This is a genomic window from Actinomadura sp. 7K534 (assembly GCF_004348575.1).
GTDB lineage: Bacteria > Actinomycetota > Actinomycetes > Streptosporangiales > Streptosporangiaceae > Spirillospora > Spirillospora livida.
Genome location: NZ_SMKB01000026.1, coordinates 20,217 through 43,671, shown reverse-complemented (window position 1 = coordinate 43,671; position 23,455 = coordinate 20,217). Strand labels below are relative to the sequence as shown.

Annotated in this window: 25 protein-coding genes; 4 read left to right on the top strand and 21 right to left on the bottom strand. The window is 66.0% G+C overall.

Translation table 11 applies throughout. The features are described 5' to 3' along the window. Positions 1-2: 2 nt before the first annotated feature. Positions 3-896 (top strand): hypothetical protein, encoded by an 894-nt coding sequence (locus E1266_RS08390; RefSeq protein ID WP_132045481.1) that lies wholly within the window; start codon positions 3-5, stop codon positions 894-896. Positions 897-1,072: 176 nt separating this feature from the next. On the opposite strand, the gene E1266_RS08385 is transcribed toward E1266_RS08390, so the two are convergent. Then, positions 1,073-1,681 carry a TetR/AcrR family transcriptional regulator gene (locus tag E1266_RS08385; RefSeq protein ID WP_132045479.1) on the bottom strand — a complete coding sequence of 203 codons (609 nt, stop codon included), beginning with the start codon at positions 1,679-1,681 and terminating at the stop codon, positions 1,073-1,075. 50 nt (positions 1,682-1,731) lie between these two features. Here E1266_RS08385 and E1266_RS08380 point away from each other — a divergent pair, with 50 nt between their 5' ends. Then, on the top strand, positions 1,732-2,940 hold the full coding sequence (locus E1266_RS08380; protein ID WP_132045477.1) for a cytochrome P450: 1,209 nt from the start codon (positions 1,732-1,734) through the stop codon (positions 2,938-2,940). A 333-nt stretch (positions 2,941-3,273) separates the two neighbouring features. Here E1266_RS08380 and E1266_RS08375 read toward each other — a convergent pair whose 3' ends face one another. The 18 genes from E1266_RS08375 to E1266_RS08290 form a co-directional block, all read right to left on the bottom strand. Further along, positions 3,274-5,997: a BTAD domain-containing putative transcriptional regulator gene (locus E1266_RS08375; protein ID WP_132045475.1), complete on the bottom strand. Its 2,724-nt coding sequence runs from the start codon at positions 5,995-5,997 to the stop codon at positions 3,274-3,276. Next, the gene (locus E1266_RS08370; RefSeq protein WP_165965984.1) at positions 5,994-6,449 is read right to left on the bottom strand and encodes a pilus assembly protein TadG-related protein; all 456 of its coding nucleotides are present in this window, start codon (positions 6,447-6,449) and stop codon (positions 5,994-5,996) included. The genes E1266_RS08375 and E1266_RS08370 overlap by 4 nt, the downstream gene beginning before the upstream one ends. Before the next feature lie 5 nt (positions 6,450-6,454). After that, complete coding sequence (locus E1266_RS08365) at positions 6,455-6,892, bottom strand: TadE/TadG family type IV pilus assembly protein (RefSeq protein WP_132045471.1); 438 nt, start codon at positions 6,890-6,892, stop codon at positions 6,455-6,457. Beyond that, positions 6,889-7,116: a hypothetical protein gene (locus tag E1266_RS08360; protein ID WP_132045469.1), complete on the bottom strand. Its 228-nt coding sequence runs from the start codon at positions 7,114-7,116 to the stop codon at positions 6,889-6,891. Before E1266_RS08360 ends, E1266_RS08365 begins: the two co-directional genes overlap by 4 nt. A 161-nt stretch (positions 7,117-7,277) precedes the next feature. Next, a complete protein-coding gene (locus E1266_RS08355; RefSeq protein ID WP_132045467.1) occupies positions 7,278-7,490 on the bottom strand; it encodes a hypothetical protein in 213 nt (70 codons plus the stop codon). A gap of 22 nt (positions 7,491-7,512) precedes the next feature. Further along, positions 7,513-8,409, bottom strand: coding sequence for a type II secretion system F family protein (locus tag E1266_RS08350; RefSeq protein WP_132045465.1), 897 nt, complete (start codon positions 8,407-8,409; stop codon positions 7,513-7,515). Continuing rightward, the gene (locus E1266_RS08345) at positions 8,406-9,293 is read right to left on the bottom strand and encodes a type II secretion system F family protein (protein ID WP_132045463.1); all 888 of its coding nucleotides are present in this window, start codon (positions 9,291-9,293) and stop codon (positions 8,406-8,408) included. Before E1266_RS08345 ends, E1266_RS08350 begins: the two co-directional genes overlap by 4 nt. Further along, entirely contained in the window at positions 9,290-10,648 is a 1,359-nt protein-coding gene (locus E1266_RS08340) for an ATPase, T2SS/T4P/T4SS family (RefSeq protein WP_132045461.1), read from the bottom strand. The genes E1266_RS08345 and E1266_RS08340 overlap by 4 nt, the downstream gene beginning before the upstream one ends. Beyond that, complete coding sequence (locus E1266_RS08335) at positions 10,645-11,316, bottom strand: hypothetical protein (protein WP_132045459.1); 672 nt, start codon at positions 11,314-11,316, stop codon at positions 10,645-10,647. The genes E1266_RS08340 and E1266_RS08335 overlap by 4 nt, the downstream gene beginning before the upstream one ends. A 143-nt stretch (positions 11,317-11,459) precedes the next feature. Further along, on the bottom strand, positions 11,460-12,158 hold the full coding sequence (locus tag E1266_RS08330; RefSeq protein ID WP_165965983.1) for an SAF domain-containing protein: 699 nt from the start codon (positions 12,156-12,158) through the stop codon (positions 11,460-11,462). 8 nt (positions 12,159-12,166) lie between these two features. After that, on the bottom strand, positions 12,167-12,526 hold the full coding sequence (locus E1266_RS08325; RefSeq protein WP_132045455.1) for a hypothetical protein: 360 nt from the start codon (positions 12,524-12,526) through the stop codon (positions 12,167-12,169). 423 nt (positions 12,527-12,949) lie between these two features. Beyond that, the gene (locus tag E1266_RS08320) at positions 12,950-13,633 is read right to left on the bottom strand and encodes a hypothetical protein (protein ID WP_132045453.1); all 684 of its coding nucleotides are present in this window, start codon (positions 13,631-13,633) and stop codon (positions 12,950-12,952) included. Next, the gene (locus E1266_RS08315; RefSeq protein WP_132045452.1) at positions 13,620-14,108 is read right to left on the bottom strand and encodes an ATP-binding protein; all 489 of its coding nucleotides are present in this window, start codon (positions 14,106-14,108) and stop codon (positions 13,620-13,622) included. The genes E1266_RS08320 and E1266_RS08315 overlap by 14 nt, the downstream gene beginning before the upstream one ends. A 686-nt stretch (positions 14,109-14,794) precedes the next feature. Continuing rightward, positions 14,795-16,015 carry a cytochrome P450 gene (locus E1266_RS08310; protein WP_243718294.1) on the bottom strand — a complete coding sequence of 407 codons (1,221 nt, stop codon included), beginning with the start codon at positions 16,013-16,015 and terminating at the stop codon, positions 14,795-14,797. 25 nt (positions 16,016-16,040) lie between these two features. Then, positions 16,041-17,315, bottom strand: coding sequence for an MAB_1171c family putative transporter (locus E1266_RS08305; protein ID WP_132045450.1), 1,275 nt, complete (start codon positions 17,313-17,315; stop codon positions 16,041-16,043). A 42-nt stretch (positions 17,316-17,357) separates the two neighbouring features. Next, complete coding sequence (locus tag E1266_RS08300) at positions 17,358-17,903, bottom strand: hypothetical protein (protein WP_132045448.1); 546 nt, start codon at positions 17,901-17,903, stop codon at positions 17,358-17,360. Between the two features lie 137 nt (positions 17,904-18,040). Then, positions 18,041-18,520 (bottom strand): helix-turn-helix domain-containing protein, encoded by a 480-nt coding sequence (locus E1266_RS08295; protein ID WP_207945497.1) that lies wholly within the window; start codon positions 18,518-18,520, stop codon positions 18,041-18,043. 237 nt (positions 18,521-18,757) lie between these two features. Beyond that, positions 18,758-19,540: a sigma-70 family RNA polymerase sigma factor gene (locus E1266_RS08290; protein WP_132045446.1), complete on the bottom strand. Its 783-nt coding sequence runs from the start codon at positions 19,538-19,540 to the stop codon at positions 18,758-18,760. Positions 19,541-19,926: 386 nt separating this feature from the next. On the opposite strand from E1266_RS08290, the gene E1266_RS08285 reads away from it, so the two are divergent. Together E1266_RS08285 and E1266_RS08280 are read left to right on the top strand one after the other, a co-directional pair. Next, positions 19,927-20,475 (top strand): winged helix-turn-helix domain-containing protein, encoded by a 549-nt coding sequence (locus tag E1266_RS08285; protein WP_132045444.1) that lies wholly within the window; start codon positions 19,927-19,929, stop codon positions 20,473-20,475. Continuing rightward, entirely contained in the window at positions 20,400-21,005 is a 606-nt protein-coding gene (locus tag E1266_RS08280; protein WP_243718291.1) for a transposase, read from the top strand. The genes E1266_RS08285 and E1266_RS08280 overlap by 76 nt, the downstream gene beginning before the upstream one ends. 80 nt (positions 21,006-21,085) lie before the next feature. Here E1266_RS08280 and E1266_RS08275 read toward each other — a convergent pair whose 3' ends face one another. Both E1266_RS08275 and E1266_RS08270 read right to left on the bottom strand, forming a co-directional pair. Further along, the gene (locus tag E1266_RS08275; protein ID WP_132045440.1) at positions 21,086-21,802 is read right to left on the bottom strand and encodes a hypothetical protein; all 717 of its coding nucleotides are present in this window, start codon (positions 21,800-21,802) and stop codon (positions 21,086-21,088) included. Positions 21,803-22,356: 554 nt separating this feature from the next. Continuing rightward, positions 22,357-23,388, bottom strand: a complete 1,032-nt coding sequence (locus E1266_RS08270; protein WP_132045438.1) for a DUF4238 domain-containing protein — start codon at positions 23,386-23,388, stop codon at positions 22,357-22,359. Between the last annotated feature and the right edge of the window lie 67 nt (positions 23,389-23,455).

Sequence of the window (23,455 nt, the reverse complement as noted above, 5' to 3'; positions counted from 1 at the left end):
CGATGGACTCGCTGGACGTCGACCCGTTCGCTTCCCCCAGCCCGATAGCTCGCATCGAGCACCTGTTCTACCTACGCCGCGCGACCCACCGCTTCCTCGTCCGCCACGCCACGACGCTCTGGACCCGAGTCCAGCAGTCCGGCGGACAACTCGCCGTCGTGCCGCCGACCGTCGCCGCGCTCCCCGCCCGGCGGCAGCCCGAAGCCCTGGCCGCCGAGGAAGCCGCACGATTCACCCACGCCCACTTGTACGGCCTCGACGAGGCGGCCACCACCGCCGCCGTAACCCTCGGCGCCGCCATGGTCGACTACACCCACAACGGCGTCGCCCCGGGTGCCCATCGGGCATGGACACCAGTCGCCACTCCACCCGCCCGGACCGGCCTCCTTCGCTGGGCCAGCGGTATCGGCTACGACAGCGTCGGTATACCGCTGATCGCCTGCCACTGGGGACCCATCCCGCAAGGGATATGGCTGGCCTGGTGGCCCGACCACCGCCTTACTGTCCGCAACGACATCACCCAGTTCGGCATTACGCGCCAGAAGGCCAAGCTCGTCCTTGAGGAGTTCGGCCCGCTCGGTTACCCCGAGGTCGCCACGACCCTTACCCTTCGGCCGGACGCGGATCCCGACACCGCCCTGAACGCACACTCGGACACCGACACGCCCGCCGAACTGCAGGAGGACGCGTACCTGCTGGCGCTGACCTCAACCGTCCTGGCCTCTTGGGCGTTGCTGACCACACCCGGCGCAGCCCACCTGATCAAACGTCGCCCCACCGCAGCCCAGGCCACTCGCGACCGCCGCGCCGGACTGCAACCTCGCCCCGCGACCCTGGTCACCGAACCGATCAACACAGCAGTCATTGAGCGGCTTGGCAACGAGGGAGAACCGTGAACCGCGAGCGGCCCGATGCAGAGTCGCGGGTGCGGAGCCTACGTCCGGCGGCGGGGCTTGAGTAGCAAATCGAACGGCGTAGGTCAGGATCGACAGCGCATGGGCACCAGCGATCGGAGTACGTTCGTAGCGGTTGCGATCAGACGCGGGGCCCCAGCAGCGGGCAGCTGGGCTGGTCAGCGGAAGATGAGGCGGGCTGCGGTGGTGATGTGCTTGCCGGTCTGGGCGGCCGTGGCGCGGCTGGTGGTCAGGTCGAGCAGGCAGGCCAGCAGGACGTGGCCCAGGGTGAGGGCCTTGCCCTCGGTGTCGGTCCAGGCCGGATCGGTGAGGATGGCGCGCACCAGGCCAGTGAACAGCTCCCGCCACACGCTCAGGCCGTCGCCGCTGAGATCAGGTGAGCCGATCGCGCTCATCCCCGCGGTGAGCAGGAGTCTGTCGTCGGCGGCCCAGCCGATGATGTCGGCAAATCCGGCGGCGACGCGGTCGGTGTCGGTCCCGGCGTAGTCGCGGGCGGTCAGGTCGGCGATGACCCGGACCGACCAGTCGATCATCAGGCGCAGCAGCAGATGGTCCTTGGAGGGGAAGTAGCGGTAGACGGTGACGGGTGTGGTGCCGGCGCGCTCGGCGACCGCCCGGATCGTGGTGGCCTCCGGGCCGCCCTCGCGGGCCAGGTCCCGGGCTGCGGTCAGGATCCGCTCGCGCCGCACCCGTTCGGCCTCCTTCAACGGCCGGGTGAGGCTGATGGCGGAACGGCCGCGCTCGACGGCCGGGAGCGGGGTCTCCAACGGGGATCAGGCCTTCCTCTCCAACGATAACGTGAACTATAACGTGTTATATGAACGCACCGATGATCAACGAGGACCTGTTCTCAACCGAAGCGCTGGCCGATCCCTATCCGGTGTACGAACGGCTGCGCGAGCGCGGCCCGGTGCACCTGCTGCCCGAGCTCGGCCTGCACCTGGTGGTCCGCCACGAGCAGGTCCTCCAAGCCCTGGACGACCCGGCGACCTTCTCCAGCAATCTGGCCGGGTTGCTGACTGCCGGCGGCGCGGACGGCCCGCGGCTGATGGACATGGGCGGCGCCGCGGTCGACGTGCTGGCCACTGCCGACCCGCCCGCCCACACTCCTCAGCGCGGCGCAGTCGCCCCCACCTTCGGCAAGCGGAACGTCGCGGAGCTGACCGGCCGGATCCAGGAGTTGCTGGCGCCCCGCGTCACCGCGCTGGCCACCGCCGGCGGCGGGGACTGGATGGCGCAGGTCGCCGGGCCCGTCCCGGTCCTGGTGATCAGCCGGATTCTCGGGCTCCCCGAGGATGACGCCGCCCAGATCACCGCCTGGTCCGACGCCGCGATCGAGCTGCTGGGCGGCCTGGCCGACACCGACCGCACCATGCAGCTCGCCGTCGAGATCCTCGATCTCATGGAGTACATGGACCAGCGGATCACCGCGGCCGCCGCGCGGCCGCGCGGCGGCCTGCTGGACGCCCTCGCCGCCGATGAGACCCTGACCCAACCCGAGCGGGTCGCCATGGCGGCGCAACTGGTCACCGCGGGCAGCGAGTCCACCACCAGCCTCATCGGCGCTACCGCGCACGCCCTCGCCAACGACCCGGCCCTGGCCGACCGACTACGCGACTACCCTGACCAGATCGAGGCATTCGTCGAGGAGACCCTCCGGCTGGAAAGCCCGTTCCGCGGCCACTTCCGCGTCACCACTCGCGCCACCATCCTCGGCGGCGTCCACCTGCCCGCAGGCACCCGCCTGATGCTGCTGTGGGGTGCGGCTAACCGCGACCCCGCCGCCTACTCCGACCCCGCCGCCCTGGATCTGCACCGGCCCGCGATCCGATCCCACACCGCCTTCGGGCGTGGCATTCATTTCTGCATTGGCGCCCATCTCGCCCGCCTCGAAGCCATCCTGGCCGTCAAGGCCCTCCTCGGCCAGGGCTCCTTTCACGCGACCTCGACCACCCGGCACCTGCCCAGCCTCATGACCCGCCGCCTGGCACGACTCGACCTTGCCTTCCCGGCCACCCAGCCCTGACCAGTCGTGCAATGCCGCTAAACCGGCGCTTGTAGCAACGTGGCCGAACCGACCAGGGCAGGCGCCTCGGGATACACAAGACCCGCCGTTCGATGAAGCCCAGGTCGCAGTGACGGTCAGGTTATGGATTGGCGGGACGGCCGGCATTGCGGGGCCTCTGGCCGGACCTCGGTCAGATTTGTGGACGGCATCAAAGGAGACCTCGACTTCGGCGGCGATGGTGCGGATGGACTCACACGCCCGGCTGCGGAGGAAACCAGCAGCGCGCTTGTCCTCGCTGACGACCGGGCGGCGCCCGCCAACCGGCCGCGATTGCGCGCGGCTCCAAGCCCCTCAGATCTTGCGGATGATGCCGCTGCGCTTGTCCTCTGAAGAGGTAAGCAAATTCGCCAATAGCTGGTGGGTCTGGTCGTCGGGTTCGGTGTCGAGGTCGGCGAGGCGCGCGGTGAGCAGCCCGAATGTGCGTTGGACGGCGTCTGGATGGCCGAGTCGGCTCTGGAGTTGCATGACCGACCGGTAGAGGGGCTCGGCGTACGGGGCGTGGGTGATGGCGTCTTCGAGAATGGCAAGGGCTTGGTCAGGGTGGTCGGCTTGGAGGAGCCGGGCTAGCCGGGCGAGGGCGTCGATGACGGTGCGGTGCAAGTACTCACGGTGGTTGTCGGCCCATTCATGGTGGAGGTCGCTGGCGAATTCGGCGGTGTAGAGATCGGGGATGGGGCTGAGCGCAGCGATTCGTTCGGGATCGGTGGGAGCCTTCCGAGCGTTGGTGAGAGCGGTGTTGAGGTGCCATAGATCGACGTCGATAAAGTTCGGATCGATGCTGTAGCGGCCGGCGCCGTGGATGATGTACATGGGTTCGCGGAGGCTGGTGGTCTTGCGCAGAACCTTTCGTATGTTGGCGATAGCGGTGTTGAACAACGTGGTCGTGATTTCGGGGTCGTGGTCGGGCCAAAGGGCGCCGCAGCCTTGATCGCGTGTGATCCCGCTGGGATGCAACGCGAGGTAGGCGAGCAGGTCCCGCGCGCTGCGGCGGAGTCCGCTGTGGATGGGGCCGTCGGTGGTGTGGAGACGGACTGGTCCCAGGAGCTGCAGGCGGATGGGGGCCGGTTCGTTGCGAAGGGTCAGGCGGGGCGGTGAAGCGAGAGTGGGACCGACGTGCGTGCCTTCCGGTGCGGGTTCGGCATTCACCGGTGCTCCTGGCGTGTGAGCACCATCGGAGGGAGCGGCCGCGCCGGTGGCGCTGCGTAGCGTGAGAAGCATCCCGGCGGCGTCCTCGGCGGTCAGGTGGAACAGGTTCGCCCCGGTGAGGTTCTCGGCATGGACTCCTTCCGCGTGTGTGACGACGACGTCCTCAAGGCGCAGACTCGTTCGAGCTGAGGAGATGTCGAGGAGTAGGGCGCCGATTCCGTGCCTGTTTCCGAGTTGGGTGATGGCTTGCACGGTCGCGTTGGCTTGTTCGGGGACGGACGCGACCAGCAGGACGCTGGGAAGCGGCTCCGCGGGATCGGCGGTGCGTAGCGCAGGGAGGTCGGCCTGGTCGGAAGCGTTCAGAAGGCGAGCTCGGCGGAGAACCTCGGCTTCGAGATGGGTGATGGCCGTCCCCAAGTTCGGTGTGACGGTCAAGCCCGGGACGTCGGTGGGCGTGTCGACGGAGAACAGCGTTTCGGCGTCCGGCTGAGGGATGAGCAGTTCGGCGCGGTCGCGGCCGGCTCTGGCGAGGAACTCTGTGGCGATGGCCCGTGCAGCTGCTTGGAACCCGTCGCCCGATAGGCCGAGGCTTAGCCCGGCCACTGGCAGAGCGATGAGGGCCCCGTCGCGCGTACCGATGCTGACGTGGTCAGGTGCCGCTGCGGCGTTGCCTTGAGCGACGAGCTCGACGTCAGATGGAGGGGGTGAGCCGGCGTTGACGTATGAGCTGTCGAGGTGCTTCTTGCGGGCTCTGACCACTGCGGCGGCTGGCATCGGCTCGGTGGCTTCGGTGCCTTGCGCGGACGGTTCGCCGATAAGACGTCGTCGGCGTCGGTGCAGTCGGGTGGCGGCGACAGCGACGCTGAGCGCGGAGGCCAGGCCGAGACCGATATAGGAACCAGAGGGCAGGGTGAAGCTCGCCGCGGGATGAACCTCGTCCACCGTCTGTTGGGGCGACGATGGCGCACTGGTGGGCGGCGGAGTTCGTGGCGGCGCCACGACCGGGTCCGGTATTCGTGACGGTGCGGCCCGCCCCGGCCGTGGAGCTTTCTGCTGTTCACCGGTTTCCTGCTCGGCAGGTGCCGAGTGCCGTCCGGCGCCGGGCGGACTTTCCCGAGCAGGCGAGGGCGACGCGGAGGTCTTCCGCGGACGGGGAAGCCGTACACGCTGACCCGGGCGGAGCTCATCAGGATCGGTGATGCGCGGAAGCCCTTTGGGCTGGGCGAGATCGCGGCTGGCCTTGAATATCTTGGGGTAGAGGCGCCCGGAGCCGTAAGCGCGGCGGGCCAGGCTCCACAGGGTGTCGCCTCGGTGGACGATGCGCGTTTGCCAACCTTGCGGCTTCGGTTTCGAGGTCCTGTCACCGAGCAACGGTTCCCACTCCGTGCTCTCAGTGGGTGATGTGTTGTGACCGGACAATGGCTGCTCAGACGTATGCGAGTGGGCGTCCGTGGTGACGTGGACGGCGGCAGAGGCGGGCGCGGTCAGGGGTGCGGTGACTCCGAAAGCGAGAGTGGCGGTAGCGACAAGGTTCCGGGCCAGGGTCTGCAGAGGCAGGACGGGACGAGGTGGGTACGGCGTGACCTTCCCCGCCAAGCGGCTGAGCGTTTCGACGCAGGTGGAGGCGGCGAACAATGCCCAGGCTGCCCAGCCGAGCGTTCGGATGGCTACCAAGAACAGGTGCTGGTCGGTGTCGGGACGCATCAACGCAGCCATGACCTGCTCACCGGACGGAAGGGCCCTCGGAATGGGCCAGCCGGCAACGGCGTACAGGCCGATCGGGACGCCGCTCAAGAGGATGGCGAATACAAGCAGGGCACCCAGTCCCCGCAGGATGTCGACCGTCCGAGTGTGTGCGAAGCGATTCATGGCTGGCGAGGTCCTCGCACTCCTGTTGTCAGGTTCGCAGTGGCGGTGCCATCAGCTCGCAGGTGCTCGATGCCGATGACGGACAGGAACAGAGCGGGCCGGGTGATGGTGACGTGGACTCGGATGGAGTGGGCACCGGATGAGGTCACCGTCCCGGTGTAGCCACCGGCTTCTAGGTAGGCGCGAGCGGCCCGGAGCCCAGCTCGTCGGTCGACAGTGAACTCGCCGTCGGCGTAGGCACGATCGAGATCGACATGACCGGCGCCGGCGCGGGCGGCTTCCTGGGCAGCGGTGTTGGCGTCCTGGCGCGCTTCGAGCTTCTGCTCGAAGTCGACGACGGCACCGAAGAACACCACCACGACCAGGGTGAGAATGACGGCGAAGATGCTGATGCTGCCCTCGTCCTTACAATGACGGCGGCTCTTCGTAGGTCTCGCCTTCTCTGACGTCATGAGCATCATCGCCCTCGATACGGGTCGATCGGTGAACGGTGAGCCTTGGTGACGACCCGTGATCCCGGCATGCCGGGTAGCGCCACATCGGTGAGCTGGATGACACACGTAACGCGTGCGGAGACCGTTGCTGGCTGCCCGACCGGACGCTGGAAACCGGATAGGTCGAGGCGAACCGTCGGCGTGCAGTGCAAGCCTCGGTCACGCAGTGTGGTCATCGCGCTGGAGGTCGCCTCGGCGCGGGCTTGGGTGGCGGTGCGAGCGATCGAGGCGTGCCGGGCGGCGTCAGCAGCAGCCTGGGCGACGATGGCACTGCCGTGCTGTATGCGCATTACCACGAGAAGCCCTGCCAGGAACGCGATGAACAGCGGCGCGAGTATGGCCACCTCAACTGCCGCATTGCCCGCATCGTTGGTAGAAGCCGAGTTGCGGTCCGCGCTCATGGCTGGTCCGGCACGGTGAACCGCTCGCGCGGGCCACGGACGGTGCGGGTGATGGCGAAATCAAGGCCGGGCAGGATCGACGGCGCGCTCCCCGACACCTGGACGGCGATGGTCGTCGTCCCCGACAGCGCGACGCTCGGAGATCGCAGGATGGGCTCGGCGCGTGCGAACTCCAGCGCCGCGGAGCGGCCTTGGGCCGCTCCGCCCTCCCTGGCCCGCGCCACACGGAGCCCCTCCTCGGCCGCAGACAGGGCTACGTCCCGGGCTACCGAGACCATCACCGTCTGTGCCAGGACCAGGAAAAGCACTCCGACAGCCGGGAACACGATCACGGCGGTGACGGTCGTCGAGCCCCGGTCCCCTTGTCCAACTGCGAGTGGGCGCGTCATGGGCCGGTGGAACCGGGGATCTTGTTGATCCAGCCGTTCACCTTGCCGGCGACCGCGAGGTAGACGGTGAAGGCCAGCCCGGCGAACCCGGCAACGATGATGATCGTCTCCACCACGCCCGAGCCTCGGTCGCGGTCCGAGTCGAGGTCTGCGAGGCGGTTTATTACGGCGGTTATGGCGCGCGTTGCTGCGGCGTTAAGCGTGTTCATGACTCCCCGAATTCGTGGTGCGTTAGCCGGATGCCAGGAGCTTGGAGAAGAACGGAAAGCCGATCAGGATGACGAAACCGAGCATGAGCAGGGACGTCGGCACCCACATCGCGGTCGTGCGCGCGTTGGCCTCCGCGCGTGCGGCGGCTGATGCCTCATGCCGCATCGAGGAGATCTTCGCGACAAGGACGTCGTGCATTTTGGCGCCCTCACTTCCCGCGATCTCGGCCGTATGGGCCAGGTCGGTCAAATCCCGGACGTCGATGTCGGCACCGAGGTCGGCGAGTGCGCGCCAGGGCTGCTGCTGAGCGTGCCGCGCCCGGGACAGCGCTTGGTGGATGCGTTGGAACGGCCAGCCATCGGTGACCTTCGCGGGGTTCTCCAGCGCGGCGTTCAGAGCGGCACCAGCCTGGCGCTCCAGGACGACCAGCTGCAGGTAGGAGGTGAAGGCGTAACGGAACTCGCGGCGACGCTGCCGGCCCTTGGCGCGTACGTTCCAGTCCGGGACGAGGGACAGCACCGCCGCCAGCACCAGCCCGGCTAGGACCGGAAACGTCCAGGGCAGCGAACTCCCAGCCACTCCGACGAGGACGGTCAGCAGCGACGGCACGGCGAGACCTGCGAGGAACAAAGCCAGCTTGTCCAGCATGAACCGCTCGACCGGTCGGCCAAGCAAGGCCAGATCCGTGCGTGGGATGGCGAGCAGCCCGACTGGACGCCCGACCCGTTCGGCCAGCCATCGCCCGACTCGCTCTGCCAGTGGCGCTGAATCGTCACGGACCTCGGCTGACGGGAACGGCACCGGCTGGATGCGAGCCAGCGCGGCTTCCAAACGCGGCGGTCCGGGCCACAACTCGCGGACGAGCAGAATGAGTCCGGCGGCGAGCATGCACCCGGCGAGAACGGCGATCGCGGTCACCGGCCTACCCCCGCTTCGGCACCGGCCACCGAGCTGGTGGTGCGCAGGAAACGGGCGCCGGTCGACAGGACGGCGAGGCGATGCATCCAGCACAGGCCGGCCGCATAGATGGCTGCGACGACGGCGAGCACGGTTTGCCCGAGAGGGGTGTTGTAGGGGTCGGCGAGAGTCTGTGATGACGCGAACAGCACGCTCAGCACCCCGACCGAGGTGACGATCACGAGCAAAGTCGTGCGCAGCCCGGCTCGTTCGGCCTCGACCTCCCGGCGGACGATCACCTCGTGCTCGACCGCGTCGGACAGCGAACTCAACGCCTCGCGAGTGCCTGGGCCGCGGCGGCTGGCAGCCAGGAGCAGGGCGCACGCAATCAGGTCGCCGATCGGGTCGTCCAACTCGTCGGCGAACGCCCGTAGCGCCTGGTCGGTGTTGGCGTGGTTGTTCAGCCGTCCGGCCAGTCGGCCTACGGACTCGCTGACCGCGGCGGGGGCGACGCGGGCGCTGTCGGCCAGGGCCTGCTCCAAGCCACGGCTTGCGCCGATCATCTCCGCCAACCGCCGGGACCACTGCGCAAGCGCCTCGAGCCGCGCGATGCGCCGCTGCGGCGCTCGCCCCGTGAGCATCGGTGGCAGCGCGTACGCCCCTGCCCCCACCGCCAGCGCCGCCACAGGCCACCCGGACAGCAACAGCACCGCCAGACCGCCGCCGATCGCGCCGAGGACCCGGTTGCGGCGCTCCCGCCATGCCCGTGACCGCACCACGCTCCGCAGCCGGGACGGTGGGCGGCCGTCCCACTCACCGATCTCGGCGCCCCGGATTCCGCCCACCAGGACGACGACGCCTCCGGCGGCGCACACGCCCGCGAATACGGCCGACAAAGCCGTCATGCCCAACCTCCGTCTCCGGGCGCGGGTGCCAGGACTCCAGGGTCGAAGCCGTGTTTATGGAGTTCCTCCATCAGCCGGGGGCTGATGTGCCCGTCTTCCGGCATGGCGCGACCGTCGGGGCCAGGGGTGAAGATGAAGTTGCGGGTCGGTTCGGCGGAGTCCGCAGGCGGACCGATCTCCATCACCTGGGATACGTACCGATCGTTGGTGGCCTGATCGCGTTCCAGGTAGACGATCAGTGGCTCGGCCAGGCCGAACATCAGATGTACGTCGTCGGCGCCCAGGCCGAGGTCCGCGCGACGGCCGAGCTGCACGACGCGGCTGAAGACGTGCTCGGGACGATGAACGTGCAAGGTGCACATCGAGCCACGCGCGCCCGAGTACATCACTTCCAGCATCGGTGCGAGCTCCCCGTGCCGAGCCTCACCGACGATGACCCGGTCAGGGTTCAGCCGCAGGCATGCCGGCACCAGATCCTGCAACCGCACTTCACCGGTGCCCTCGGAGTTGGCCTGACGTGCTTCGAGGGCGACCACGTCGTGGTGCCGGTGTGCAAGGCGGGGGTCGTCCAGGAACAGCTCGAAGTCGCTTTCCAGGGTGATGACCCGCTCCTGGGGAGGGATCTCACCGGCCAGGGCCCGCACGAGCGTGGTCTTGCCGGTGTTGACCTCGCCGCACACAATGATGTTCCGGCGCGCGGCGATCGCGGCTCGGAGGAACTGCTCAAGCGGCGGTGTGAGGGTGCCGAGGTCAGTGAGCTGCCGCAACGTGATGTCGACCAAGCGGTGCACCCGGATCGCAAGGTGCGGGTGCCGCGACACCCATCCGACGACGGCCAGCCGCACGCCGTCGTTGAGAGCGACGTCCAGCAGCGGGGAGGCGTGGGAGAACTCGCGCCCCGTGTTGCCGCGCCGCGCCAGGAGTTGGACCCACTCGATCAGGTCCTTGTCGGTCTCGGCGACCGGCGGGCCCGGCTCTTTGGAACCGTCGGTGTAGCTGATCCAGGTCTGTCGGCAGCCGTTGACGACGATGTTCTCCACATCGGAACGCTCCAGGAACGGTTGCAGTGCGCCCAGCCCGAACCGCCGGTCGAACACCTGCTGCGCCACGCGCCGCTGTTCGGACGCGGAGGTGACCCGCCCAGCGGCCATCTGCTCGTGCGCCCATACCCGGACTTGCGCCTCGATCAGCTGCCGGGCCTGCGGCCGGTCGATCCCGTCATCCAGAACGTCGACGAGCCGCGCCGACACCTCACGGATCGCCGCCCACGTGTTCACCTCGCCGCTTTGCTGGACGGGAATCGAGAGCGGGGCCGACGTCCTTGCTTCAGCGGGCTTCCAGCCGGCCGCGGTCACTGGGGAGCCCCTGCCGCTACGGACGCTGACCGCGTTACCTCGTCTTCCGGTGCGGTAGGCGGTGCTGCTGAGTCCGTGACGGCCGAGTGAAGCCGTCGTCCTAGGATCTTCAGGCACCGCACCAGGAGTGAAGTTCTGAAGGTCAGCCGGGGTCGCGCGCCGTCCGACAAGACCTGGGCATCGGCGGGTGAGGACGGAAGCTCGGCCAGAACTGGAACCTCCAGTACGCGTCTGAGTTCAGCTGCGCTGTAGGAGCCATCGTTGATCACGCAGAGCCCGAGCGTTGCGTGTTCATTCACCACGCTCCTTACTGCCTCCAACCGAGGCTTGGCAGCATCGACCTGCGCCAAGGTGGGTTTGAGAACCATGACCACCGCATCCGCGGCCTTCAGCAGTTCCACAGGGGTGCTCTTGCCGCCGACCTGCCCCAGGTCGGCGATCACGTCGCCATCCCAGGCCGTCAATGCCTCGGCCAGTCGAGGCCAGAGAGGCCCTAGCCGCGCCCCATGCTGGGGATCACGGATACCGTGCAGCAGTTCCACGCGCCCGTCGTCCACGATCGGCACCAAGTAGTCCTTTAGCGGCAGCTGCGCGTCCTGTTCGGCCTCGGCCGCCATCCCCAGCCCGAGCAGGCCAGGACCGGCTGATTCGCGCATCCGGTCGGCCATGAACCCCGGGAGCACCCGGCGTCCCATCGGGTCGCACTCGGCTAGCAGGACGCGTCCGGGCCACAGCAACGACATTCCGAGCGCCGTGGTGGAAACCCCCGGAGCTCCTCCGGGAGAGATCAGGCAGCACAAGCCCATCGCGCTCACCCTCGCCTTTCGGTCACCACGAGCACGACCAATCCGGCCGCCGCCTGCTGTGCCACGGTGCTGCTGTCGGATTCAGTCACCATCAGCGACACCGTCACGGTCCCTTCGGTGTCCGGGCCTTCCACCTGGTCCACCACCCCGGCTACATCCCGCATCAGCCCCGGCCGGGCGCTGCCTTGCACCGAGCCGCCGACAGAGGCCGGCTCGCCAGTGGTGAACACCACGCGGACGCGCCAGCCGGGAGCGAGACCCGGCGGCACAGCGCTGGTCTTCAAGGGCACCGTCACCAACGCCTGTCCAGGCTGTGGATTCTGGTGTGCTGCCAGCTGCGAGGAGGCGAGCAGCGTGCCCTTCCGCAACCCCACCGCGGCCCGCAGTCCGACCACCTCCCGCAGTCGACTCTGCGGGACCGTCGCCACCTCGGACTCCGTCGCCACCCGCACCACATCCAGGTCGGCCTGGACGAGCTTCTGTCCGACCGGAACATCGCGCGCCAACCGCACTACCGGCATTCGTTCTCCAGCCGAACGGAACAGGTGCACATTCGCCAGGACGGCGAACGCCACGAGCATCGCGCCGACCACGATCCATCCCGGGCGCCGCTGCCGCGCCAGCCGCTTTGTCGTCGCGGGCATCGGCCCACCGGTCACCTTCGGAACCGCCGGCCTTGGCCGGGTACCGCCGCTGGACTTCATCGAACTCCTCATCCGTACAGGCCCTGCGCCTCGGTCACCCGCAGGCGGAATGTCGTCGATCGCGTCAATGGCGGCAGCGCACCGCCGGATCCGTCCGAGCCCCGCCACGTGCCGCCCCACGTCACCGTCACCCGGACCCGATAACTGCCACCCGGTTGGGTCGCCGACGACCGTGCGTAGGTGTACGAGCAGTTTGTGCGCTGCGCGGCCGCAGGCTTGGACGGGTCATATGCCGTGCCCGGCCCCGGGCAACCGACGACGTGCCGTTCGTCGCCGGGCTTGATCGTCAGCCGCTGCGGGACCGCGTTCACCTCTGCCCACACCTCGCCGGCCGACGCCCGCCCGCTCAGCGATCGCCAGTTCGTCACCCAGAACCATTCGGGCAATCCCACGAGGCCGGCCTTGTGTCGCGGCGGAGCCGTACGCACACGAGGAGCGGGAATCGGCAGTTGTGACCATTTAATGATCGCCAGGTCTGCGGGCGACCTGCCAGAGCGCTTCTTCGCAGGGCCGGTGGGAAGACAAACCTGAACGTCATCGCCCGCACTCCTGCAGTCGTGTGGGCCAATCGAATCCACCTCATTCCCCTTTGCGGGGGAACTTCCGTCGGCAGGTCTCCCTGACTGCCCAGTAGGACCGCCAGGCTTTCCATCTTTCTTGGCTCCGAACCAGTAACCGCGAATGTTTCCATTGCTGACCGGTGGGAGCGGATCCTGGGGAAGTGACGTCATGGTTGTGCCCGTCATTGGCACCGCCGCGCCCAGGAAGAGTGCGACTGCAACGATCAATGGTCAGCACCCCTTACCGTGGGAGACCGTCTTTGTGACACGCCACCGTCCGTCTGAATCTTTCAGAAGTTGGGCTGTAACGGTCTCCTTGTTGAGACCGCGGTCGATCTTCTTCCTGGTGAGTGTGTTCATGTTCCCGGCGTTGCTGGAGTCCTGGCAGTCGTGGAGCGTTGCGTCATTGCCGTTTACTTCGATGCGCTGTACGTGCGGGATCACGCTTCCGTACGAGGTGACGTTGTCACGCTTCATTTCTTGGATCCGGTTCATCACCTGGGATAGCTGAGGGTCGGTCATGTAGATCGAGAGTTTTTTCCGGCGGCTACTCGCCGGCAATGAGTCGGCGCGATCGAGGGTTCTGATGAACGCGATGTAAGAGCGCTTGATCGCCTCGGTGTCGGACTGTGGCGTGGTGGAGGTCCGAGGTGAGCTGGCTGCTGCTGGCAGCGGAGAGGTACTTGCCTTGTCGGTGCAGCCCACCAACGCCAGCATGGCGACTACCAGCAATAGCCGATGGCGGGGTGTGAGCTTGGCTGGTGTCCGCTGGTGCCCGGCTGAGTCGAACTCCGCAGGCGATTGATCGTTGTGAGATTCGCGCGGGTGCGTATGTCGTCTGGCTGAGTCTGCGGCGCGGTGTTGTGGCGTTGTTGCTCGGAATGCCAGCTTGGACAAACTCTCAGGCAGCACCATGGCGGTCACCCTCCACCCCAATGGATATGGCGGGGAGCAGCGCGATTACCCACTTGCCTTTCGGTGAGAAGGTCCGCTCCACCTGGAGCGCCCCGGCAATCGCATGGACCAGTGGAAGGCCCCAACCGCCCGTTCGGTCGTCCTCGTGCTCAAGGGCTTGAGGATCGGGAACGATTTCGTCCAGGGTCAGGTCACCGATCGTGGCGACCGTCGGCATCGATGCGGAGGCGTCCCAGACGCCGATCAGCAGCCCGAGGCCCTTCTGACGCAGGTGGATACTGATCCGATCGGTTGGCCTCGACGTCCGAACGGCATTAGTCGCCAATTCGCTGATGATTAATTCGGCGTCGTCCAGTGATACTGGAAGGTGCCATCTACGTAGGGTTGTGATTACTTGATCACGGGCCATGCCGACGATCGCCGGCTGGGCCGGGTAGTGGCGAGTCTTGGCATGTACGCTCAGCGTTGCAGTCATAATGATCACATTTCTCGGGGCTGTCGTACGTACTGAATGGTCATCCACGGCGCGAATAACGGATTGAATTGAATGGAAATGTGGATAGGGGATTGCCCGGGGACGCGGGCTTGAAGCGGGTGTTCCTCGCGCATGGGCGCCGCGTCCGTTCACCGAGTCCCGACCCCGCTCGCAATCCTTGGAGCCAAGGACCCGACTTCGGACTGGTGCCTTGCGTCCCCGGGAGCCACCTGAACCTGGTTTCTCAGTACCGAGTGAGTGGGACCCGGGTCAGATCGGCCGGAACTGGTTGTCGGCGCGTAGTCGGCATCTGGCGATGCGTGCTGTTGCCATGGCAGAGGACGGTTCGGCGTTCCTGATCCAACTGACCCCGCGTTGGTGACCGGCATGCGTTCTCGGCGTGTCGATGTGACCGGCGTTGGCGGTTTGCTCTTCTGAGTCGCTTCGCAAGTGGGCGGACTGGTCCATTGGCGTATCTCCCCCGTGGTGTCGTCGCCTCCAGGACGCCTCTTCACTTATAAGTGAAGAGGCGTCACGTAGAGTAGTGAGTCAATCACGGTGTGTCAAACCCGTGTGACCGGCGAAGTGGCGTCCCGGCTCGGAATAGAAGTGACGGCTTCGGCGGGTCAGCACCTGGTGCCGGTTTGCGCCGTGGGGTGATCCGCCTCTGATCGCCCGGATTGGCTTCAGCTGGTGGGGTTCCAGCGAACCGGGAGAGCGCGTAGGCCGCGCATCATCCGGCTGGGACGCCAGTCGAGCTGTTCGGCTGTGGTGTCCAAGCGCAGACCGGGGAGCCTGCGCAGCAGGCTGGTCAAGGCCGTATGGGTTTCAGTGCGAGCGAGCGCAGACCCCAGGCAGTAGTGGGGACCGTGGCCGAAGGCCAGATGACCCGGAGAGGCCCCGGTGCGTGTGAGGTCGAGGGCTGCGGGGTTTGGATATTGGGCGGGATCGCGGTTCGCGGCGCCGATGCTGACCATGACGACCTGCTCGGCGGGGATCGTGGTCGGGCCGTAAGTGACCGGCTGGGTGGTGAATCTGACGGTGGCGATCCCAAGAGGGGAGTCGTAGCGGAGGAACTCCTCGATGGCCGGCGCAAGCCGGTCAGGGGCGGTGGTCACAGCGGCGTGCTGGGCGGGGTGGAGGAGAAGGGCGAGCACGGCGTTGCCGATCAGGTTGGTGGTGGTCTCGTGCCCGGCGACCAGCAGCAGCGCCGCCAACGACACCAGCTCCTGCTGGTTGAGGCGGTCGTCGCGCTGGCGGGCCGCTATCAGGCTGTCGAGCAAGTCCTCCCCGTCTCGAACGGAGACGTCGCGATCGGCGCATTGGTACTTGGCGGTGACCAGGTGTGTCATGTAATCGGCGATGTGGTGGGAAGCCTGGTCGCGGAGGGCCGGATCACCCGAGGTGAACAGGGCGTTGGACCACTGCCGCAGCCGCGGACGGTCTCGTTCGGGGACGCCCAGTAGCTCGCAGATGACGGTGACCGGCAGCGGTACGGCGAACTCGTTGATCAGATCGGCGGTGCCCCTTGGGGAGATCGTCTCCAGCAGGTGATCGGTGATCTGCTGGATGCGAGGGCGAAGCCGGTCCACGGTGGCGGCGGTGAACGCTTGGGCGGCCAGGCGGCGTAGCCGTGTGTGGTCGGGGGGGTCGGTGGCCAGCATCGTGTCTCGCAGTGGCGGAGCGATGTCGCGGCGGTCGCCGAACAGATATCCGAAGCGGCAGGTGTCCTTGCTTAGCCGTGGATCGGCCAGGGCGGCGCGGGCTTCCGCATATCCGGTGATCAGCCAGACGTGATGCCCGCGGGAGGAGACCTTCACCTGCTGCACCGGGCCGTGGCCGCGCAGCTTGTCATAGATCGGGTAGGGGTCGCGGTGGAAGTCGGCATCGAACACGAGGAGCTCCACGATCAAGGTCGGACGGTACGGGGCGTTATCGACATCTAGGACGCGTGTCCTTGGCGGGGTTCCCAGCCGGGCTCGCCGAGATGGAGAACGCCGAGGACACCCGCATCAGCCAGTCGGCCTCGCTGTCCAGGTCGTCGCCGGTACCGCCGTTCCATGTTTCCTTGTCTTGGTGACCGTTCTGAGGATCACGCTCGGTGGCGTCGTTGTTGGAGGTGTGCCCCTCTCCCGGGCGTCCGGACTGGTAGGCGGTCAAAGCCATGCGGACTGAGTTCGCCTCTCGCACTGCCGCTTCCTGACGAGGGTCGAGCGCGGCGCCACACGTGGCGGCCGCGGCCTGTGATCCTGCGCCGGCATCCCGATAGGGGCCAAGGAGCAGCAGCCCGTCGCGGATCTCAATCACCCGGCGGTGGACCCCGTAGCGGTAGCTGAAGCGATCCCGGCCGTTCCTGGGCAGCACGATCTGCGGCATAGCCGTGGTCAACGCCAGCCACAGGGGGTTCAGTCGCTGGTAGGTACGCCTGTACTGCAGCCACCGCACAGGAGCCGCCGCGGCCGGTCCCCAAGCGGGCAAGGTCATGCCGATCGTGATCGCCAGCACCGCCAGTGCAGGAAAACCGACCGAGAACAAGCATCTTGGTGGGTGTAGCGGGCTGGGACACAACCCTGCTGGCTCCGGCAGCAGCGGACGTAGCCGCAGCGCTTGCGTGACCATCACCGCTGTCTTCTCAACCAGGTAGATGACCCCGAGGGCGCATCCCACGCTCACAATCCGCAGCCCGGCCCTCAGTTCGGGACGCGCTGCCGGGCCCGCGTACCGTACGGCGGTGACCGCCAGGACCACCAGTGCCCATCCCGAGAACGCCACGTAGATCAGGACGTAACCAACAAGTGTTGGGCGGTCGCGGTAAAAGTGGCCGAAGTCGATGACCGGTGGAAGGCGGCTGGACACGAACAGCCCGGTCATGACGGTCACCGCGACTAACAGCGCCAATCTCCAACGGCGGATGCGTACCCGGGCCTCCCTGGGAGGACGCGTGACGCACAATACGTGCGCAAGCGCTGCGAAGGCGGCGACCGTCGTGCACAGGTTGGACAGCAGGCGGCCCAAATTGGGGTACACCGCGTTCTCCACCTGCTGCGCGCCGCTCGAGATGAGCACCAGCGCCAGGCCGACGGTCCCCAACAGCAGGCACGTCGATCCCAGTCCGGGCGGAGGAGAGGAGCCGCGAAGGCCACGTGCTTTGGTTCCCGCCGCTGCGAACGCCGCTGCGGCGACCGTCCAGAAGAAGATGTTGACCAACGACAACCCCCGGATGTGCTTGTCGTCCGTTCGCCCATGTGGCTAGTGGCCGTGCTTCCCCCTACCACTCGCTGGCGCCCCGATGGCTTCAGCCGCCTCGACCGGCTTGGAACCCCGGGACATCGAACAGCGCCCCCACGCACCCTCCAACTTGTCGAGTACTTCAGCGACGGCCGGATCAGTCGCGACCCGATGGGCGGCCCGGCGAGGGCGTGAGCGCTTGGCGACCAGAGTCGCGAAATACTCGGCCTCTTGCTCTTGCTCGCTGGTGTAGCTGGTACGTCCCAGCACGGCACGCACCAGCGCTGGGTTCAGATCGGGCAGTAGGTCCGCGGCCAGGTCGCTTACGCCCACCCCGCCTTGGTGACCTGCGATCAGATGGCCGATCTCATGCATCGCAATATGTTCACGATGGAACACCGTGGTTCCCATCGGGATATAGATGTAATCGGCACCTGCGGTAGAGACGTATAGGCCACACAATCCTTCCGGCATCGTAGGGATCTGTATCACCCTCAATGCGCGGCCTGAATGGGTTGCGACGCTTTTGCAGAACTCCTCAAAATTCCATGGGTCGGGGATGCTCAACGCCCCCATACGGGTGCGGCATCGCCGTCGGAGTTCCCCTCCTAGCATCCTCAACCTTCCAGATTCCGTGCCGGGCACTCGTGCTCGGTGACTCGAATGGACATTTCGCTGCCGACTGCATCCATGTCATTACCGACTCAGTTGCTCGGCGATGAATCAGCATCGTTCTGCCTACTTCGTTGCTCCAAGCGAGCGGTTGATTCGATCAGTTCACCGACCATCTGCTGCGCCTCGGGCGATAGTCGTAGAAAGTTGCGCAGGTGTGCGCTGCGTACCCCGGTGTCGCGCAAGACAGTCAGCAGTTCAATCTGCTCTTCGACAGCCCGGAATACTTCGTCGTCAAAGAAATAGGAGGGCGGGACACCAAAGAAGGTCGCCAGGGCTTCCAGTACACGCTTGGTGGGATTGTCGTGCTTTCCGGTTCGCAGCTTCCACAGCGTATTGTGCGAGACCTTCTCTCCGGTCAGCTCTTCGATCGCGCCTGTGGCCTCCTGGAGAGAGTAAGGTCCGCGCCCATCTGGATGCATCCGGCGAAACAGGTAGTCGACCTTGTGGGCGAGAGACGGAACCGCGACGGCATCGTCTCTCCTTTCCGGCGTAGTGTCGCCGCCTACCACAGAACACCCCCTCTCCTCGGACGTTGAAGAGCCTGGGCAACAGTATGTCACCGGCGCTTGGCGCAGGCGCTGAACTTGCCGCACTAAGGTTAATCGGATGTGCATTGGCTACTTATGTCTTTATAGATCTTTTTGCCCGATTCGGAGCGCCGCCATCTACGGCCTGATTCCCTTGAGGCGATCCCAAAAGAATGCACCCGCAGCGAAGAAGCCTCGCTGCGGGTGCAAGCTTGAAATTCAATCCTCCAGGCCCGTGGTGGCTGAGATTCGATCACCTCGAATCGCAGCCAAGAGGCGGGCCTCCGCGTCCTGCCGCCGCTTGTACAGTCGGCTCGCTGGCACGCCCATGTCCCTGGCCATGCGTTGGATGGACAGGCCGTTAAACCGGGTCGCGATGATCAGCTCGGCGCCGGCCGAGGTGATGACTTCCTGCCGCACCGCGTCCAAGAGCAAGGCGATCGGGTCGGTGTCGGAGACGGGTGGGCGACTGGGCAGTTCCCACGGGTCGCAGGGCAGGTGACGGACGTCCCGTCCACGAGCCCGCAGCGCCCCCTTGCGCGCCCACAGCATGAGCCGCGCGGCGACGTGCGGACGCTCGATGTCGATGCGCGGCAGCTGTGCGACGAACTCCGTCAGCAGCTCCGACACGATGTCATCGATGAGCCGGCTCGGACTGGAACGGATCACGCGGGCCGCCGTGTTCTTCAGTCCCGGCATCGCCACACCTACGCAGCCCACCACCCAGGCGGAGTCGCCGGTCCTTGCTCGTCCGACGAGCTCCCGCCACGCGGCGTCCTTCAAGTCGTCCGACGCGGATGCCTCAAGCAGAAGCGTGCGGAGCTCCCCGAGGTCGATCGCACGGGCGGGGAGGCCGTGCCCGACCGCACGTCCGTCGACCGCCAGCGGTCTTGGGCCCGTGGTCAGCAGCTGGAAGGCACGCTCGGCGACGGCTAGCGCGTTGCCGGTGCGCTCGCCGGCGTTCGGGTGGACCGGCCGCTTGCTGTTGATCTGGTTGCTCATGACGCCCCCGGAAGGTCGTGACGGATCGATGGCGTCAGGTATCCGCCACGCCATGTGCACTTCATGAGCACTTCGTAGGCACCCGAGCGTGCTTACGAAGTGCTCATAGGTTGCTCATAATCGCCCTGACCTGCGAAGACTCTGCTCTGGGCGAGGGGTGCGGTCGGCGTGGTAAAGCCAACGTCTGTGCTTAAAAGCCGCGTGACCTGGCCATTTGCTCAAGATCGGTCCTTCGTTAACGGCTTGGCAAACATCAGTCTGCGATGAAGGACCTACGCCACCATGCCAACCGGAGTAGAACTGCTAGAGAGCTTCAATAGTTAGAGTTACCGACTGCGTCTTGCCGGTTACTGGTCTGCCGGGTGTGGGTGGGTTACTCCTGGTGGATGCGGTATGGCGAGGGCGGCGGGTTGACCGCTGCGGAGCGGGGACGGCGGGAGGCGCTGCGGCTGGAAGCGGCCCGGCTGTTCGAGCAGGGCTTGCTGTCGGATGCGCAGATCGGGCGTCGGTTCCGGGTGTCGCGGATGTCGGTGAACCGGTGGCGGCGCGCCTGGCAGGCAGGCGGGACGGCGGCGCTGGCGTCCAAGGGAGCCGGTGGCGCGAAGTGCAGACTGACCAGTGCCCAGGTGATCCTCCTGCAGGAGGCCTTGGAACTCGGCCCGGCCGCGCACGGCTGGACTCAGGACCAGCGATGGACGCTCGCGCGGATCGCCGAAGTGATCTGGGACCTGTTCTCGGTCTCCTACACCCCGGCCGGTGTGGATGTGCTGCTGCACCGGATCGGGTGGAGTGTGCAGATGCCGTCCCGCCGCGCCGCCGAGCGCGACGAGGAGAAGATCGACCGGTGGCGGGAGCAGGTGTGGTCGACGGTGGAAACACCGCGGGCGACCTGGGCGCCTGGATCTGCTTCGAGGACGAAGCCGGCCAGGGGCTGAGGCCGCCCAAAGGCACCACCTGGGGACGACGCGGCCGCGCACCGGTGGTGCACGTCACCGCCCGCGGCACCCACCGGGTCTCCCTCGCCGCGCTCCTGGCCGTCAAGCCCGGCGAACAGCCCCGGCTGATCTACCGGGCACACGCCTACCGCGGCCGAAAACATGACAGGAAGGGGTTCGACGAAGGCGACTACATCCGCCTGCTGGACGCCGCTCACCAGCAACTCGGCGGCCCGATCGTCCTCGTGTGGGACAACCTCAACACCCACCGGTCGGCCCGGATGCGGCGCTACCTGGCCGCCCGGGACTGGCTGACCGTCTTCCACCTGCCGCCCCATGCTCCCGAACTCAACCCCGTCGAGGGCGTTTGGTCACACCTGAAACGGTCCCTGGCCAACCTCGCCAAACACACCATCGACCGGCTCATACGGCTGATCAAAACCCGCCTGAAACGCATCCAGCACCGCCCCGCCCTGCTCACCGCCCTCCTCGCCCACACCCACCTACCAATCGGTAACCCCAACTATTGAAGCTCTTTAGAGGCATGACGAATTTTCGAACTCGGCAATCTGGAGCCTTCTGGCCTGCATGATATCGAGTTATAGGCGATCTACACTTCGTCGTATGGTCCAAGCCTCAAGGCCTTACTGATTGAAGACCGAAGCTTATGTTCCGCCGCGATGACATCATTGAAAAGATCTCTAGTTCCGTCGGAGACGAAACGGTCATTCCATTTCAAGATTGCGAAAAAGTAATGATTTCCAGCCTCCATAACTGAGCTAGACCCTGATCTGTCGATATTTATTTGGAGAGTCCTCAGCGAATCTCGCAGTTCTAGGGAAAATGACTTTCTTGCGTCGAGGATCTTCGTGGTCTCCGCATGGAATTCCTGTGCGAGCTTTTCTAGATTCCTGCTTGAGCGGAGCGCCGACTCGCTTTCCTTGGTCGTCCTCTTAAGGAATTCCTCTTGAGAGTATTGTTCCACTTCCCTGGAGAGATTAAATAGGTTTTCTACGGCTTCTCCGAACTGCGTCATTGACGACCCTATGTTCTTGTTAGGTTGAGTGTCGAAGTAATTGTATTCACCGGAGACCTCTCGCCTTACTTTCTCCATGTGTGTTTGTTGTGTAAGTGATGCGAGAGTCTCTTGAATCTGAAAAAGTGCAACTCTCTGTACTTCGAAGTTGTTGTTTCTAAACTCTTCACGTCGGCCAATCCTATCGCGTCGGAAAGCGCGCTTATCTGTAAGCAATTGTCCGATAATTGTGAGTCCCGAACCGATGGTCAATGATGCGAGTGCAATTACGGCACTGATCCAAGGTGACATGAGCGGTAGCTTACCTTTGGTGCCCAAAGGATGCGGCGGCGAACGTAGGCCAGAGTTGGACGGTTTCGGACTTGGAAGGGTGGGGCCTCGTAGCGTGGCCCGCCGGACGGGCCGGCCGTTGCTGCCAGCCCACCTTGGCCTCCCGTTGCTTACGTGTTGGCCTGTAAGCCGGGTTCTTCGCGGGCACCGTTGCCACCTGCGCGTTCTCGCCAAAATGTCCTCTCACCATGCGTTCTGACCCTCGGCGCTTCTCGTTGTCTCGTACATGATCGCAAGCTCATGTGCCCTTGATGTGCCCCGCTCTGGAGATGCATCCCTGAGCGCTTGACACAACGCCCGATTTACCTGAGCCGGTAGGCAGGATGGCCCAGTCGTTGGCGACCAATCCACCGTCAAGAGATCATTGGCATCAGAGTGCCCCCGGATGGGCCCGAGGCGGGCGGTTCGATCGATGTCGGTGGGTGGTACTCGGCTCCTGGTCACGATCGTGCGCAAGGCGACAGATCATTTCGTCAGGTGGGTCCTGGTCTGCGATGGGCGACCATGGCCAGAGATTAGAACATGCCTTCGATGAGCGCGTTTAGGTCGTCGGGGCCAAACTCGGCATCAAGCAACACCTGCCGGTCATTCTCTGGGATCCACCTCCACAACTGCGCGGTCACGGCGACCTCACGCTCGCGGGGCTGCGGCAGATCGAACCCGGCGAGGGGCGTGTCCTTCGGGTGGTGGAACAGGAAGCGACGGGCACTGTTGACCGCGCACGAGTTGCTGAAGAGCGCCACCGCGGCAACCCCGGCAACACGGATGTCAGCCCCATGGGGCGATATCTCGGGCGGAACCGCGGACGGTAGGTACATAGCCAGCGAGTGGCGACGGGTCATCGGCGCATGAAGGACGGTCGCGTTCTCAACACCGGTGCCCATGCCCATTCGGGTCGCATCGTCGTTCGGGACGACAAACACGGGGTGGTCGCTGGTCGCGAGGGTCTTGCGTTGGAACACGGTGAGCAGCCAGGAGCGGTCGAGGAGTGACTGCGTGACCCGGGGCAGCATCTGCGCTAGGTGCTGCACGTGGTGGTTGGCGTGAACCTGCGCCCGGAGCGGATTCTTGAAGAAGTCGACCCATTCGCGGTCGACGGTCTCGTCGTCGGCCGGTTCGCCTGCGGCGTCAAGGGCCTCGCGTACCCGTTGGCGCCCGCCGGTGATCGTTTCGAGGAGCAGCGCGTGGGTCGCGATCTCGCTCATGGAGTTTCGTACCCCACTACCGCGCAGGAGTTGCAGCGCCAACCACGCGGCCATGGCCACCCGGTGCTTCTCGGGGAGCGGCCACACCCCGGCGGCGAGTTCACGCCATGCGTCGGCGGCGAGCGTCTCGATCTGGGAGAGGGCCTGTTCTGCGAGGTCGGACTCATGCCCGTCGTTGTCGATGACGGTGTAGAAGTCGGTCTGCACCGAGGCATTCGCGATGTTCTGGGTGAAGGTCCGCTCACCCGGCAGCATGATCGTTGTGACTCGGTCGCGCTCGTCGGCGAAGTACCGCAGATAGAACTTCGACACGACGTGATGGCGCCTCGCCTGCTCAGGCACGTTCTGCCCCTCAACACCCGTTCCCGCCCAGCCAAGGTCAGGCTAGGGCGTCCCAACGATATATAGT

Excerpts from the sequence above, each read along its gene's own strand:
- E1266_RS08390 (WP_132045481.1), top strand. The coding sequence starts at position 3 with ATGGACTCGCTGGACGTCGACCCGTTCGCTTCCCCCAGCCCGATAGCT.
- E1266_RS08380 (WP_132045477.1), top strand. The coding sequence starts at position 1,732 with ATGAACGCACCGATGATCAACGAGGACCTGTTCTCAACCGAAGCGCTG.
- E1266_RS08375 (WP_132045475.1), bottom strand. The coding sequence starts at position 5,997 with ATGAATCGCTTCGCACACACTCGGACGGTCGACATCCTGCGGGGACTG.
- E1266_RS08370 (WP_165965984.1), bottom strand. The coding sequence starts at position 6,449 with ATGACGTCAGAGAAGGCGAGACCTACGAAGAGCCGCCGTCATTGTAAG.
- E1266_RS08365 (WP_132045471.1), bottom strand. The coding sequence starts at position 6,892 with ATGAGCGCGGACCGCAACTCGGCTTCTACCAACGATGCGGGCAATGCG.
- E1266_RS08355 (WP_132045467.1), bottom strand. The coding sequence starts at position 7,490 with ATGAACACGCTTAACGCCGCAGCAACGCGCGCCATAACCGCCGTAATA.
- E1266_RS08345 (WP_132045463.1), bottom strand. The coding sequence starts at position 9,293 with ATGACGGCTTTGTCGGCCGTATTCGCGGGCGTGTGCGCCGCCGGAGGC.
- E1266_RS08335 (WP_132045459.1), bottom strand. The coding sequence starts at position 11,316 with ATGGCCGACCGGATGCGCGAATCAGCCGGTCCTGGCCTGCTCGGGCTG.
- E1266_RS08330 (WP_165965983.1), bottom strand. The coding sequence starts at position 12,158 with ATGAAGTCCAGCGGCGGTACCCGGCCAAGGCCGGCGGTTCCGAAGGTG.
- E1266_RS08320 (WP_132045453.1), bottom strand. The coding sequence starts at position 13,633 with ATGGTGCTGCCTGAGAGTTTGTCCAAGCTGGCATTCCGAGCAACAACG.
- E1266_RS08315 (WP_132045452.1), bottom strand. The coding sequence starts at position 14,108 with ATGACTGCAACGCTGAGCGTACATGCCAAGACTCGCCACTACCCGGCC.
- E1266_RS08290 (WP_132045446.1), bottom strand. The coding sequence starts at position 19,540 with ATGAGCAACCAGATCAACAGCAAGCGGCCGGTCCACCCGAACGCCGGC.
- E1266_RS08285 (WP_132045444.1), top strand. The coding sequence starts at position 19,927 with ATGCGGTATGGCGAGGGCGGCGGGTTGACCGCTGCGGAGCGGGGACGG.
- E1266_RS08275 (WP_132045440.1), bottom strand. The coding sequence starts at position 21,802 with ATGTCACCTTGGATCAGTGCCGTAATTGCACTCGCATCATTGACCATC.